The organism is Ruegeria sp. AB11 (genome assembly GCF_056536325.1).
This window is the reverse complement of record NZ_JBQFJO010000001.1, coordinates 3,714,505-3,729,091: the sequence shown is the minus strand read 5'-3', so window position 1 is coordinate 3,729,091 and position 14,587 is coordinate 3,714,505. Positions and strand designations below refer to the sequence as shown.

The window sequence follows — 14,587 nt, the reverse complement described above, 5'->3', positions numbered from 1 at the left end:
TCTGTTTCGGCGCAGGCCTCAAGTTTCAATAATTATCCCAAGGAATTCTCGAGGGTTTCTCAGGATCGCCTTCAAGCGGGCGCGGCGCATAGAGACCACATTGGAAGCAACAGACAGGAGATACAGATGATGCTTCCCTTTGACACCGCGTTATTGCACCACCCGGCTGCCCGTCATCGGCCAAGCCTATCCCGCCCGCGCGCTGAACCCTCGGGCAGGGCAATATCCATGCCCAATTGGCTGGTAAATCTGGTGCTTCGCCTGACGGCGCAGGAGCGGCGGGCTTAGCTGGCCCGCTTCATCCCCATGACACGCGCCCGTGCGCGGGGATCGCTGTCGAAGAGCGCTGCCAATTGCTCGGTCATGGCTCCGGCCAGTTGTTCTACATCGGTGATGGTCACGGCGCGGTCGTAATACCGCGTCACGTCGTGGCCGATGCCGATGGCCAGCAATTCGACCATCTTGCGTTTTTCGACCATGGCGATCACGTCGCGCAGGTGCTTTTCAAGATAGTTCGCCGGGTTAACGCTGAGCGTGGAATCATCGACCGGAGCGCCGTCCGAGATGACCATCAGGATCTTGCGGGCCTCGCGCCGCGCCAGCATCCGGCGATGGGCCCATTCCAGAGCTTCACCGTCGATGTTTTCCTTCAGCAGGCCTTCTTTCATCATCAGCCCCAGATTGGGCCGCGCACGCCGCCATGGGGCATCGGCGCCCTTGTAGATGATATGGCGCAGGTCGTTCAGACGCCCCGGTTGCTGCGGGCGGCCATCGTTCAGCCACGCCTCACGCGCCTGACCGCCTTTCCACGCGCGGGTGGTAAAGCCCAGAATCTCGACCTTGACGTTGCAGCGTTCCAGCGTTCGGGCCAGAACATCCGCGCAGATCGCGGCGATCGAAATCGGACGTCCGCGCATCGAGCCCGAGTTGTCCAAAAGCAGCGTCACTACGGTATCGCGAAACTCGGTGTCTTTCTCGACCTTGAAACTCAACGGTGTGGTCGGGTTCGCCACCACGCGCGCCAGACGGCCTGCGTCCAGAATGCCTTCCTCGCGGTCGAACTCCCAGCTGCGATTCTGCTGCGCTTGCAGGCGGCGTTGCAGTTTGTTGGCGAGACGGCTGACCGCGCCCTTCAATGGCTCCAATTGCTGGTCCAGATAGGCGCGCAGGCGTTCCAGCTCGGCCGGTTCGGCAAGATCTTCGGCTGCTATCTCTTCGTCGTGGGTGTTCAGATAGACCTTGTAGTCCGGATCCGCCTCGGACGCAGGTGGCGGGGCAGGCGGCTCCAGAGGAGCCTCGCCCTCGGGCATTTCAGCCTCATCGCCCATCTCGTCTTCGGCCATCTCGTCCATCGAGACCTGGGCCTGAGACTGGTCTTGCTGCTCTTCCTGAGTTTGCTCAGGCGTCGCGTCGGCGTCCTGTTCGTCCTGATCATCCTGGCCGGTGCTGTCGGGATCGGGCTGTTCTTCGGCATCTTCTTCGGCCTGATCTTCCTGCTCATCGTCCAGCTCATCAGGGTCCTCGCCCAGCTGGTCGCCATAGCCCAGATCCTTGATCATCTGGCGGGCAAACTTGGCAAATTCGGCCTGATCCGAAAGCACCTCATCAAGGTTTTCAAGCACGCCGCCGGCCTGTTCCTCGATAAACCCGCGCCACAGGTTCATGACATTCTCAGCCGCAGGCGGCATATCGCGCCCGGTGGCCAGATGTCGGATCAGATAGCCCGCCGCCACAGCCAAAGGCGCATCCGCAGGCTGCTTGCATTGGTCATAGCCACGCCGGATCGCCTCATGCCCGATCTTGACGTCGATATTTGACGCGGTTCCGGGCATGTCCCGTGCGCCCATCGCCTCGCAGCGGGCCGTTTCCATCGCCTCATAAAGATCCCGCGCCATATCTCCTGGAGGCGCATAGCGCGCGTGCGTCGCGTCGTCATGGTACTTGCGCTGCAGGGCCAGAGCATCTGCCGTGCCGCGCGCCAACAACACCTCTTCGCGCGTCATCCGGCGTGAGACCTGCGGCAGCCGCATGGACTCGCCTGACAGACCTGAGGGGTCGACCGTATAGCTTACCGAAAGCTCGGGGTCATCGGCCATGACCTTGGTGGCTTCGGCCAGCGCCTTTTTAAAAGGATCAGCAGGGTTGTCGTTTGGTTTACTCATCTGTCCGCCCCTGCTTCTTCAAGCGTCATTTCATCACTTGCCAGACGCGCCAGCATATCCACATGCACATCCAACGCATCAACAACCTTATATCCGGGATCTCGCCCGTCAAAGGCAAGGTTCAGGTCGGTCCCAGCCAAAACGACGGCATCAGCATTCAAATCATCCACCATACGGCGACCTGCGTCCAGAAACAGCGCGCGATCCTGATTGGAGCAAACCCCGGCGACCGCCATGTCCTGATAGGCTTGTCCCAACACTTCGATCTCATCTTCAAACGCAACCGCCCGGGTCTGCCCAAGCTGACCATAAAGTTTGGTCTGCATCACAACACGCGTTCCCAGCAACCCAACAGTGCCAAACCCCTGTGAGGCGAAATACGCATCCAGAGGCTTTACGGCCGAAACAAGGGATAACGAAGACAATGGCACGGTCTCATCATAGCAGAAATGCCCACCCAGCGACGTGATTGCGGCGCAATCCGCACCTGCCGCCTTCAGGCGATCAATGAGCCCTGCGTAGACCTGCGCCTGTGCATCCCGTTCGTCCGCCAGATTGTTGCGGATCAATTCCTGCACATCCGCATGCACGATGGTCAGTTCCATCGGCTTTCCACGCGCCGCCATCGCCGCACTCAGGCGCTGATAATAAACCACCGTTGCAGCAACACCGATCCCGCCAATCAATCCGATATGCATGGCGGCCCCCCTGTCACCCCAGGCTGGCGCTCGCCGCGCTTTCCGGCAGTTCCTCATCAAAACAACGCTGATAGAACTCAGCTACGGTCTGGCGTTCCAGTTCGTCGCATTTGTTCAGGAAGGACAGGCGGAAGGCATAGCCGATGTTGCGGAAAATCTCGGCGTTTTGGGCCCAGTTGATCACGGTCCGGGGGCTCATGACGGTGGACAGATCGCCGTTCATAAAGGCAGTCCGGGTCAGGTCGGCGACGGTGACCATCTGGCTGACGGTCTTGCGGCCTTCGGCAGTGTTGTAATGGGGGGCTTTGGACAGCACGATCATGGTCTCGGCATCGTGGCTGAGGTAGTTCAGTGTCGAAACCAGCGACCAGCGGTCCATCTGCGCCTGGTTGATCTGTTGCGTGCCATGATAGAGGCCGGTGGTGTCGCCCAGACCCACGGTGTTTGCAGTCGCAAACAGACGGAAGTTCGGGTTCGGCGTGATGATTTCGTTCTGGTCCAGCAGGGTCAGCTTGCCGTCATGCTCCAGAACGCGTTGGATCACGAACATCACATCCGCACGGCCCGCATCGTATTCGTCGAACACGATGGCAACCGGGTTGCGCAGCGCCCAGGGTAGGATGCCTTCGTGGAACTCGGTGACCTGCTTGCCGTCTCGCAGCTTGATCGCATCCTTACCGATCAGGTCGATCCGGCTGATGTGGCTGTCGAGGTTCACACGCACGGCGGGCCAGTTCAGACGGGCAGCGACCTGTTCGATATGGGTCGATTTCCCGGTGCCGTGATAGCCTTGAATCATCACCCGGCGGTTATGGGTAAAGCCGGCAAGAATCGCCAATGTGGTTTCGGGGTCGAACTTGTAGGTCGGGTCGATGACCGGCACGCGGTCGCTGCGCTCGGCAAAGCCTTTGACTGCCATATCGCTGTCAATGCCAAACACCTCGCGAACCGAAATGTCCTCGGTGGGTTTTGCGTTGATGTCGATCGATCCGTCAGCCATGCACCTTGTCCTTATCCTTTGGCCCGTTCACCGGGTTTGAACCCGTGTGTGGTGCAACATATTGCGGGCAAGGGCAAGGGAAAGAGGTGACCGGATCACGCTAGCCGGATGTTTCTTTGAAACTGGCCTTATGATGGCGCGGGTTCTAGTGAAAATCCCGGCTCGGGAACAGCCGCTTGGCCTGTTCGCGCGGATGACGGGCGCTTGGGCCGTTCTGTCGGGGACGCGGGGTGTCATCAGCTTGCGGTTGGGTGATGCCGATGGCCTCATCCAGCGGGTGCCCAAGCTCGGACAGTTTGTGCGACATATCAGTGATCTCCTGCGCGATCAGGTGCACGACGATCCCCTCGCGCTGCAGATACCCGCGGACCTGCAACAACCGCCCGCCCATCACGATGCGGCGAAACCGTTCATAGACCTTAGGCCAAACAACCACATTGCTGACCCCGGTTTCATCCTCAAGCGTCAGAAAGATCACGCCCGAGGCGGTTCCCGGCCGCTGACGCGTAATCACCAGCCCGCACACGCTGTAGCGGCCCAGCGGGATGTCCTGCAGCGTGGCATGGGGCACAAGGCCGGGGATGGACGGGCGCAACAGCTCCATCGGGTGTGAACGTAGGGTCAGGCGAGTTGAGACATAGTCTTCGACCACTTCCTCGCCCAGATGCATGACCGGCAGGTTCACCGGTGGCTCGTTGATGCTTTCGCCATCGATGGGGTCATTGAACAGCGGCAGAGCGGTTCGGCTGCGGATGGCTTTGACATGCCACAGGGCGTCGCGCCGGGTCAGGTCCATGCCGGAGAACGCATCCGCCTCGGCCAGACGCGTCAGAACATCGGGGCGCAGCCCGGCCCGCAACCACAGCGTTTCGGGGTCCGGATACCCATTACCCCGCGCGGCCACGATCCAATCCGCATCCTCCTGCTTGAACCCTTTGATCTGGCGAAAACCCAGCCGCAGGGCCAGCGCCCCGTCGGCGCGGCGTTCCAGCAGATTGTCCCAGGTCGAGGTGTTAACGCAGACCGGGCGGATCTCGACCCCGTGCTCGCGCGCGTCTCGCACGATCTGGGCGGGGGCATAAAACCCCATGGGCTGCGAGTTCAGCAACGCGCAGGCAAAGATCGCCGGGTGGTGGCATTTCATCCAGGCCGAGACATAGGCCAGCATGGCAAAAGCCGCCGCGTGGCTTTCGGGAAAGCCGTAATCGGCAAAGCCTTCGATCTGGCCAAAGCAGCGGTCGGCGACCTCGGGCGTATAGCCATTGTTCAGCATCCCCGCGATGAACTTGTCACGATATGTGCCAATCGTCCCCATGCGCCGGAACGAGGCCAAGGAGCGGCGCAGATGGTCAGCCTCTTCCGCCGAAAAACCTGCGCCTACCACGGCGATTTGCAGGGCCTGTTCCTGAAACAGCGGCACGCCCAGCGTGCGCCGCGTCACCTCTTCCAAAGCGGGGCCGAAGGGTTCGGATTTTTCCAGCCCGTTGCGCCGCCGGATATAGGGCTGCACCATATCGCCCTGAATGGGGCCGGGGCGGACGATGGCAACCTCGATCACCAGATCGTAGAATTCGCGCGGCCTCATCCGGGGCAGGAAATTCATCTGCGCCCGGCTTTCGACCTGAAACACACCCACCGCATCAGCGGCGCAGAGCATGTCATAGGTCGCCGTATCCTCTTGCGGGACGGTGGCGATGCTGAGGGTTTCGCCGTCATGCTGCTGCATCAGGTCAAACGCCTTGCGGATGCAGCTGAGCATCCCCAGCCCCAATATATCCACCTTTAGAATGCCAAGCGCGTCGATGTCGTCCTTGTCCCACTCGATCACGGTGCGGTCTTCCATCGCGGCGTTTTCGATCGGGCAGAGCTCATCCAGCCGCCCTTTGGTGATGACGAACCCGCCCACATGCTGCGACAGGTGGCGCGGAAAGCCGATGATCTCGCCAATCAGTCGGACCGTCTGCATCAGCCGCCGGTCTTTGAGGTCGAGGCCCAGTTCCTGCAGCCTCTCGGCATCAACGCCGCCATTGCTCATCCCCCAGATCTGGCCGGACAGGCCTGCGGTGACGTCCTGAGACAGGCCCATCACCTTGCCCACCTCGCGGATTGCCGCGCGGGATCGGAAATGGATGACCGTGGCACAGAGGCCCGCGCGGTGGCGGCCATATTTCTCGTAAATCCACTGGATCACCTCTTCACGCCGCTCGTGTTCGAAATCCACGTCGATATCCGGCGGCTCGCCCCGGTATTTCGAGACAAAACGCTCGAACACCATGGCGATCATGTCGGGGCTGACATCGGTGATGCCCAGCAGATAACACAGGATCGAATTGGCGGCCGAGCCGCGCCCCTGACACAGAATGCCCTGCGAGCGGGCGAATTGCACAATGTCATGCACGGTCAGGAAATAGGCCGGGAAATCCAGATCGGCGACCAGGGCCAGTTCCTTTTTCATCAGGCTGATGGTCCTCTCAGACGGCCCATCGGGATAGCGTCGTTTCAGCCCCTCGCGGGCCAAACGTTCCAATCGCGCCAGCGGGGTTTCGGTACTGGCGATCTCGTCGGGGTATTCATAAGACAACTCAGTTAAGTCAAAGCTGCAGCGGTCGGCGATTTCCAGCGTGCGGCGCAGCGCGCCGGGGTGATCCTGAAACAGCCGGGCCATATCCGCATAGCCTTTCAGCCGCCGTTCGGCATTAGGCAGGGCGCGGGTGCCGATCTGGTCAATCGTGATGTGCTCGCGCATGCAGGTCAGCACATCGGCCAGTTGGCGGCGGCTGCCACGGTGCATCAGCACATCGCCCACCGCCACCATCGGGGCCGAGGCCCGCAGAGCTGCCTGCGCACAGGCCGCCAGATAGGCCCGATCACTGCCGTCATAGCGTGGCACCGCCCCCAGAAAGACCGAATTGGGGAATTGTCGCCGGACGGTCTGAATATCGGGGATGGCCTGTTTCAACCCTGCCTGAGGCAGCGCGATCAGGATCATCCCCTGACAGGCCGCCAGCATATCCCGCATATCCAGATGACAGTCGCCTTTCTCGGCCCGTCGCTTGCCCAGCGTCAGCAGGCGGGTCAGTCGCTGATAGGCGGCGCGGTCGCGGGGCAGGGCCAGCCAGTGCACCGCGCTGTCGCGCAGAACCAGACGGCAGCCGACGATCAGCTTGGGCAGGGCGGGTACGTCCGGTTTGTTGATCGGCTGCACATGCCCGACCTCTTGCCGGGACGAGGAATCAAGCCGGTGTTGCGAGCGGATTTGAACCGCGCCTTCCGCCTCGCGCCGCAGCTCTTTCAACGCGCTCCAGCCCCGGACCACCCCGGCCAGAGAGTTTCGGTCGGTGATCGCGATGGCTTTCAGGCCCAGCTCTGCCGCGCGGGTCACCAGCTCTTCTGGGTGCGAGGCTCCGGTCAGGAAGGTGAAATTTGTGGTCACGCACAACTCGGCATAGCCGGGGTCCTGCGCGTGTGAGCTGGGCGGGTTCGGTTTACTCATGCGAATTCCCCATGCACGAACCATCCCGGATTTTGCGGCGTGTAATACAGCCACAATCGCCGCCCCTGCCGGGTTTCGACCTGCCAGTAATCGCGCAAGCCCGTGCGCCAGTTCTCATCCTCGAGCCACCATTCGGGGCAGATGCGTTCGGGGCCGGTTGAGCGGCCTGTGGTCAGCGACATGCGTCGCCAGCGAAAGCGGCGTGGCGGGTGCGGCCCCGATCCAGCGATGGGTTCCGGCGGAAACAGGTGCAGGGGGCGGGGGCGCAGGGCGCACCAACCGCCTGCGGGGTCGGAATAGGCGGCGGGCGAGATGATGAAGCTGCGTTCGGGGATGTGGCTTTGCGCGGGCAGCAGGCGGTGGACCTGCTCCAACCCGATGCGGGTGCCGATGCGGGTGATCAGGTCGTCCAACTGATCTTTGTCCCGGCTTGCGGCGCGGCTGATCTGGCGCACGGGCAGGGGTTCCACCAGCGTGGCCTCCAGCCGCAGCTGATCGACGCCAAAGCCTGCATCCACCTCGGCCAGCCCGCGTTCGAACAGGGGCAGGATGCGGTACGGGTCACGCAGAGGGCGAGCCAGGCGCAGCTCGACCTGCTGGTGGTCCTGATCCACCCGGCGCAAGGTCATGCACAGCTTGCGCGCGCCCATTTCCTGCGCTTTCAGCTTGTCGCAGAGCCGTTCCAGCAGCCGTTCCGCCCCGGCCATCATGTCGGACAGCAGCCCAATGGGCTCGGGCAGAGTCATGCGCACGCCGTAATGGGGCGGATTGGCCAGCGGTGTGATCTGTTCGGGTTGGTCCCCCAGCGCCTGATCCAGACGCATCAGAGCCTCGGGGCCAAACCGGCGCGTCAATGGCGCGCGCGGGGTTTGCGCCAGCTCGCCAATCCGGCGCAGTCCCAGCCGTTGCAGCGCGACCGAGGTATCCTCATCCAGCCGCAGCGCTGCCACCGGCAAGGTGCGGATCGCTTTCAGCGTATCCTGGGTCGCGACCCCTTCGCCGTAATGCGCCAGGGCCCAGGCCGCGCCGCGTGTTGGGGCCAGACCGATCTGAACCGCCAGCCCGGCCCGGGCCAGACGCCTGCGCATATCGGTCAGCATCATCTCTTCCCCGCCCGCAAGATGAGCCGATCCTGTGATGTCCAGAACCAACCCATCCTCACCCTCGAGCCCGACCCAGGGGCAATAGCGCGTGGCCCAGCGGCGTAGAGCGTGCAGAAACCGCTGATCCCCTTGCGGGTCGGCAGGATGGCTTTGCAGATCGGGGCAAAAGGCGCGGGCATCGGAATAGGGCATGCCGCTGTGCAGGCCTTGCCGCTGTGCCTGCGTGTTCAGGCAATACACCCGGTTTGCATTATTCTGTTTCAGCGTCAGAACAAACGGGCCATCGACCGGGCGCAGGCGCAAAGCCCGGTCGCTTGCCAGCCGGGGAAACCAGAGTGAAACGATGCGGCGCTGCATCCCGCCGAACATATAAACCCCCAAATGTTCTACATTTGTTCTTATATGTTCTTGACCCTCAATGAGTCGAGTCCTTGAGGGCCAGATCGTCAGGGTTTCAGAGCCGGGGCGCTTACTTCAGCGCCCGCGCCAGAAAGGCCTGCGTGGTCTGGTGCGAAGGGTGGTCAAACACCGCCTCGGGCGGGCCTTCTTCAATGATCCGACCGCTGTCGAGGAAACAGATCTTGTCGGCGGCCTCGCGGGCAAAGCCCATTTCATGCGTGGCCATCACCATCGTCATGCCCTGTTTCTTCAGCATCAGCAGAACATCCAGCACCTCGCCCACCAGTTGCGGGTCGAGGGCCGATGTGATCTCATCAAACAGCATGACCTCGGGCTGCATGGCCAAGGCGCGCACGATGGCGACGCGCTGCTGCTGCCCGCCCGACAACTGGTCAGGATAATTATGCATCCGGTCGGCCAGCCCGAACCGGCTGAACAGCGTCTCGACCTCGGGCTGCAATTCGGCGCGGGTCAATCCACGCACCCGGCGGGGCGCGAGCATGACATTCTCAAGCGCGGTCATATGCGGAAACAGGTTGAAGCTTTGGAACACGATCCCGATGCGGGCGCGTACCGATTGCGGGTTCAGGCCGGGGATCGAAATATCCTCGCCATCCAGAAAGATTGCGCCGTCTTCGATGGGTTCCAGCAGGTTGATGCAGCGCAACAGGGTGGATTTTCCCGACCCGGACGCGCCGATCAGGCAGACCATCTGGCCCTCATCCACGGTCAGGTTGATCCCGTCACAGACTGTACGGTCGCCAAAGCGCTTGACCACGCCCTGAAGTTCCAGTTTTGGCATCAGCGCCTCTCTCGCATTTGGCGGGCCATCAAGTGATCGGCATAGCGGGTGGCCGGAATGGTGACGATCAGGAAGATAATCGCGGCCCCCACATAAGGGGTGAAATTCGCCAGCAGTGATTTGAACACCCCGGCCTGACGGAAGATTTCGACCGGACCGATGAAGCTGAGCAGCGAGACGTCCTTTTGCAGAGCAATCAGCATGTTCATCTGTGATGGCACCACGTTGCGGATGGCCTGCGGCAACACCACGTCGCGCATCACTTGCCGCTCTGACAGGCCCAGCGACAAAGCTGCGGCGCGCTGGCTGTGATGAACGCTGTCGATGCCGGAACGGAAGATTTCGGCCACATAGGCCGAATAGGTCAGGATCAGCGCCAGCGAGCCCCAGATGTAAGGCGAATTCCATGGACGCGGCAGGCCTAGACCCGGAATACCGAAGCCGATCAGGTAGACCGTCAGGATCACTGGCACGCCGCGGAAAATGTCGGTGAACGCCGCGCCAAAGATGCGCAGAGGAAACAGGGCGGGGGATTTGGCATCCCGCGCCAATGCGATCAGTAGCCCAAGCACCGCGATAGCCGGTGCGGACCACAAAAAGATCATCACATTGATCCGAAACGCCTCAAGCAGTTTCGGGAAGGTTTTGACTAGTGTCTCGCCGTTGAAAAAGCTCTGCTGAACCTTCGACCAGCCCGGAGCGAGCGGCACCAGAAAGTAAATCGCGGCCACAACAGTGACCGTGCTTATTGTGGCGATCACCAACGAGCGTCGTCGTTGGTGCGCCTCGTACCGTTCGCGGCGGGTCATCCCCGCCGCCTTGTGATCTGCCATGTTACTTGATCAGAGGGACACCGGTGGTGTCCTGCAGCCATACGGCCTCGATCTCGGCCAGTTTGCCGTTCGCGGCCAGTGCTGCCAGCGCTTCGTCCACGCAGGTTTTCAGCGGATTGCCCTCTTCCATCAGCATGCCGAAATGATCGGGATTGTCATTTTCATCCGCCGGGAACTGACCGATGACTTTCGAGCCTTCGATCATCACCGCGCTGAGGAACAGGGCGGTGGGCAGATCGAACAGCGCTGCATCGATCTGGTTGGCCGTCATCGCGGCGTTCACATCCGCATTGTCGCCATACAGCAGCGGATCGCTGTCGGGCTGGATGATGCTGGCCAGTTTCGGAACCGCCGTGGTGGACCCAACAGCCCCCCATTGCAGACCTTTCAACGCTTCCAGCGTTGGGGCCGTTTCGGTTGAATTGGGGCTGACCAGAACCGCCATCGGGGCGGTGTAGTAAGGGGCAGAGAAATCAACCACCTGATCCCGTTCGGGCGTGATCGAGTATTGCTGCATGTTGACGTCGAATTCCTTGGCGCCAGGCTGGATCGCCTCGTCGAAGGACGAGCGGACCCAAACGACATCATCAGCTGCGAACCCCATTTCTTCAGCCACGGCATAAGCAACGGCTGCCTCGAACCCCTCGCCACTTTCGGGCGCGTCATCAAGTACCCAAGGGTAATAGGCAGGGTTGCCTGTTGCGATGGTGAATTTGCCGTCTGTCAGTGTCTTGCCAGCGGCGCATTGGTCCTGCGCATATACTGCCGTCGAGAGAAACAGAACTGTACTTGCCGCGATCGTGAGTGTCTTGGACATCCGAGTGAATCCTCCTGTTGGATCATTTTGCCGCTACGGTAGTTCTGCCGGTCGGGCCTGTCCAGCAGATGCGTAGCTATTGGGCTTCGACTGGATTCGATTTCTATCTTATTTCAGATGATCGAAAGCCCGCCTACACAGCAGCAACAAAATTCGGGAATGAGCTCCAAAGTGACTGGTGCAGTGTCGAGGCCGAATGTCAGTTTTGGCAAAACCGGTATCACGATATCAGATGTTGATTGCCTCGCGGAGGTAGTTATGGACGAAAGATTTTGCCCTCTTGCATGCTAAAATAAGATCGTTCCACTGGATCAGGCCGCAGGCGATCGCCGTGGCCATTGCGCAGCCTGTGCCGCGCATCGTTGCTACTTCTAGCCTCGGTGCCGTCAGTATATTCTGCTCTGTAAGTGTGTACAGATGATCGTCGGAGGTTTCACCCGATGCATGGCCTCCCTTGATCAACACGGCCTGCGCTCCTTGGGACAAAAACCAATCTGCCTGCGCCGCGATCTGGTCGTCGGTCTCCGCCACGGGATATCCTGAGAGCGCTGCCGCTTCGAGTAGGTTCGGGGTGACAAGCCGGGCTTGCGACAGCAACGTTCTGGGAAACTGCCCTGACATGAGTTGACGTCCCGAGCTGGCTTTTAGCACCGGGTCCAGGACAATGGGGCACGATTGCCTATCGATGGCGTTGCCAACCGCATTAGCAATTTCTTCATTACCAAGCATGCCGATCTTGATGGCGGCAGGAGCGGTTGTGGCCAGTGCGGCTTTGATCTGGCTGGCGATCATTTCCGTCGATATGAGCTGGGTATTTAACACCATATCATCTGATTGAGCGGTCACCGCCGTGACAATGGGAAGGACCTGACATCCAAGTTTTTGGGCCACCCAGGCATCTCGGATCAGGCCCGCGCCCCCGCTACTGTCGGTTCCGCCGATTATCATGATCGGCTTCATTTACTGGCCCTCGCAGCCAACAAAGCGAGGTTGGTTTCACCCTGGGCCTGCAAGCCTTTTGCCGCCCGCCAAGCTCGTAATCCGCTTTGGCAGCACAAGACTACCCTTTGCCTTGAAAACGGAAACTGATTGCGCAACTCGGCTTCGGAAATGCGCTCAGCTTCTGGGCGGATTTTCTTAGGTGCTTCGTGATGGCTCCTCAGTTCAATGATCAGGTCAGAACATTGCAACATCGGTTCTGCGATGAAAGGGATTGCAGTTTCGGGTTCTGGGTTACCCAGAAAGCTGAACCCACCAAAATGCATTCCAGAAAGATCTGCTGTTATCATCTGCCCTAATGCTGGCTGTGCACCCAAAAGGACTTTGATCGCGATCTGTGCCTGCAATGCGCCGATGACGCCTACCACGGGCCCCAGCACACCTGCAGTTGCGCAGGTCGCTCCGGTTGCGGGCAATTCAGGGAACACGGCACGTAGAGACGGTGCGCCCCCGCAAAACCCGCCGACATATCCGGTTTGCCCCAGAACGCTTGCTGAGACGAGCGGCGTATCTTCAGCCAGACAGGCATCTGACAAGATATATGAGGCCGCGAAACTGTCCGCCGCGTCGATCACTAGATCCGCCTTGGCTGCGATCTCTGGTGCTCTAGTTGGGCCGATCGACTCTACATTTGCTGAAACTTCCACCTGTGGATTGAGCGCGCGCAGAGCATCGCGCGCGGCAAGTGCTTTAGGCTTGCCGATATCCGGCATGCCATAAAGAGGTTGGCGGTGCAGGTTGCTTTCCTCGACCTCATCTGGGTCAAATATCGAAATCTTCTCAATTCCTGCACCGACTAAGTATTGCAGGACAGGGCAGCCTAACCCGCCAGCCCCGACGACCGCGACATGGGCTTTGCCCAATCTGGACTGACCGGCCTCGCCGATTTCGGGCAACTGCATCTGGCGGGCATACCTGCTCATGTGCTGCACACCCGCAACCATTCGCGCGTGCGGGCTTCGGGGTCGGCGGCCTGTTGAATGTCTGTCACCACCGCGGCACTATCCGCACCGGCGGCAAAAACACCGGGCGCACGCTCTGGGGTCAGCCCGCCAATTGCGACTAACGGGACGGTTCCGGCCCTTGTTTTCCATCGGGTCACACGGTCCAATCCCTGCGGCTTCCATTTCATTTTTTTCAGTAGTGTCGAATAGACCGGGCCAAGCGCCACATACGCAGGATCGGAGGATAAGGCACGGTCAAGTTCGGCTTCGTCATGAGTGGAGAGTCCAATACGCACGCCCGCACGACGAAGGGCCGCAAAATCGGCAGTGTCCATATCCTCCTGCCCTAGGTGGACAAAGTTACAATTGAGATCCAAGGCCACCTGCCAGTAGTCATTCACCACAAGTTGGGCTTGATGGACGGCACAGATGTCGCGGGCTCGGGCGATCTGACGACGAACTTCGGGCTCTGGCATATTCTTGATGCGCAATTGCACAAGCTTCACGCCCTGAGGCACCAACAGTTCCAACCGCCCCACATGGCCCGTGATCAGATAGAACCGTTCCATCACATCAACTCCGCGAGGCCGAGTACGGGAGTGGAAGGCACCGCCACATCTCTCCGATCAATTGGATCAGAGGTAAAACCCGCACGCCCGGCCTCGACCGCCAGGGCCATGGCTCGTGCCATGCCGACGGGATCGCCCGCCTTGGCCACCGCGGTATTGAGCAGGATCGCATCCATACCCAGTTCCATGGCCTGTACCGCATCAGAGGGCCGTCCGATTCCGGCATCGACGATCAGAGGAACATCCGGAAAATGCGCACGCATCGTCCGCAAAGCATCAGGCGTGCGCAACCCTTGGCCTGAACCGATGGGCGCTCCCCAAGGCATTAGGACTTCGCATCCCGCTTCCAGCAGCTTCTCACCCACAATCAGGTCATCCGTCATGTACGGGAAAACTTTGAAACCATCGGTCGTCAGAATACGTGCGGCTTCGACCAAGGCGAAGACATCCGGCTGAAGATTATCCGCGTGGCCAATCACCTCCAGCTTGATCCAATCGGTTGCAAAAAGTTCACGAGCCATTTGTGCGGTGGTCACAGCCTCTTGCACCGAATGGCACCCGGCAGTGTTGGGCAGGATGTGGGCACCCGTTGCGCGTAGCATGTCCCAGAACCCTGCACCTGTCCCATCCGCTGTTTCGCGACGCAGGCTGACAGTGACCACCTCGCAACCGCTGGCGCGGATCGCTTGGTGCAGAATCGCGGGTGACGGGTATTGCGCTGTGCCTAGAAACATAGGCACCGAAATATCGACATCGTAGATTTTCATG

General features: G+C 60.5%; 13 protein-coding genes. 1 reads left to right on the top strand and 12 read right to left on the bottom strand.

All coding sequences use genetic code 11. The features are described from left to right. Positions 1–126: 126 nt before the first annotated feature. Positions 127–288, top strand: coding sequence for a hypothetical protein (locus tag ACR3EJ_RS18680; RefSeq protein ID WP_170542915.1), 162 nt, complete (start codon positions 127–129; stop codon positions 286–288). Here the strand turns inward: ACR3EJ_RS18680 and cobT are convergent. From cobT to ACR3EJ_RS18620, 12 genes are all read right to left on the bottom strand, one after another. After that, on the bottom strand, positions 285–2,162 hold the full coding sequence (gene cobT / locus ACR3EJ_RS18675) for a cobaltochelatase subunit CobT (protein ID WP_170542916.1): 1,878 nt from the start codon (positions 2,160–2,162) through the stop codon (positions 285–287). The two genes, ACR3EJ_RS18680 and cobT, sit on opposite strands and share 4 nt — an antisense overlap. Further along, entirely contained in the window at positions 2,159–2,860 is a 702-nt protein-coding gene (locus ACR3EJ_RS18670) for an aspartate/glutamate racemase family protein (RefSeq protein WP_170542918.1), read from the bottom strand. The genes cobT and ACR3EJ_RS18670 overlap by 4 nt, the downstream gene beginning before the upstream one ends. 13 nt (positions 2,861–2,873) lie before the next feature. Then, a complete protein-coding gene (gene cobS / locus ACR3EJ_RS18665; RefSeq protein ID WP_010437533.1) occupies positions 2,874–3,860 on the bottom strand; it encodes a cobaltochelatase subunit CobS in 987 nt (328 codons plus the stop codon). A 145-nt stretch (positions 3,861–4,005) separates the two neighbouring features. Continuing rightward, on the bottom strand, positions 4,006–7,353 hold the full coding sequence (locus ACR3EJ_RS18660; RefSeq protein WP_170542920.1) for an error-prone DNA polymerase: 3,348 nt from the start codon (positions 7,351–7,353) through the stop codon (positions 4,006–4,008). Then, entirely contained in the window at positions 7,350–8,825 is a 1,476-nt protein-coding gene (locus ACR3EJ_RS18655) for a Y-family DNA polymerase (RefSeq protein ID WP_170542922.1), read from the bottom strand. The genes ACR3EJ_RS18660 and ACR3EJ_RS18655 overlap by 4 nt, the downstream gene beginning before the upstream one ends. Positions 8,826–8,925: 100 nt before the next feature. Then, positions 8,926–9,657, bottom strand: a complete 732-nt coding sequence (locus ACR3EJ_RS18650; RefSeq protein WP_170542924.1) for an amino acid ABC transporter ATP-binding protein — start codon at positions 9,655–9,657, stop codon at positions 8,926–8,928. After that, the gene (locus tag ACR3EJ_RS18645) at positions 9,657–10,490 is read right to left on the bottom strand and encodes an amino acid ABC transporter permease (RefSeq protein ID WP_010437538.1); all 834 of its coding nucleotides are present in this window, start codon (positions 10,488–10,490) and stop codon (positions 9,657–9,659) included. Before ACR3EJ_RS18645 ends, ACR3EJ_RS18650 begins: the two co-directional genes overlap by 1 nt. A gap of 1 nt (position 10,491) precedes the next feature. After that, positions 10,492–11,307 carry an ABC transporter substrate-binding protein gene (locus ACR3EJ_RS18640; protein WP_170542926.1) on the bottom strand — a complete coding sequence of 272 codons (816 nt, stop codon included), beginning with the start codon at positions 11,305–11,307 and terminating at the stop codon, positions 10,492–10,494. 228 nt (positions 11,308–11,535) lie between these two features. Further along, positions 11,536–12,267, bottom strand: a complete 732-nt coding sequence (gene thiD / locus ACR3EJ_RS18635) for a bifunctional hydroxymethylpyrimidine kinase/phosphomethylpyrimidine kinase (protein ID WP_170542928.1) — start codon at positions 12,265–12,267, stop codon at positions 11,536–11,538. Next, positions 12,264–13,229 (bottom strand): ThiF family adenylyltransferase, encoded by a 966-nt coding sequence (locus ACR3EJ_RS18630; protein ID WP_170542930.1) that lies wholly within the window; start codon positions 13,227–13,229, stop codon positions 12,264–12,266. Before ACR3EJ_RS18630 ends, thiD begins: the two co-directional genes overlap by 4 nt. Next, a complete protein-coding gene (locus tag ACR3EJ_RS18625) occupies positions 13,226–13,819 on the bottom strand; it encodes a thiamine phosphate synthase (protein ID WP_170542932.1) in 594 nt (197 codons plus the stop codon). The genes ACR3EJ_RS18630 and ACR3EJ_RS18625 overlap by 4 nt, the downstream gene beginning before the upstream one ends. Then, complete coding sequence (locus tag ACR3EJ_RS18620) at positions 13,819–14,586, bottom strand: thiazole synthase (RefSeq protein ID WP_170542934.1); 768 nt, start codon at positions 14,584–14,586, stop codon at positions 13,819–13,821. The genes ACR3EJ_RS18625 and ACR3EJ_RS18620 overlap by 1 nt, the downstream gene beginning before the upstream one ends. Between the last annotated feature and the right edge of the window lies 1 nt (position 14,587).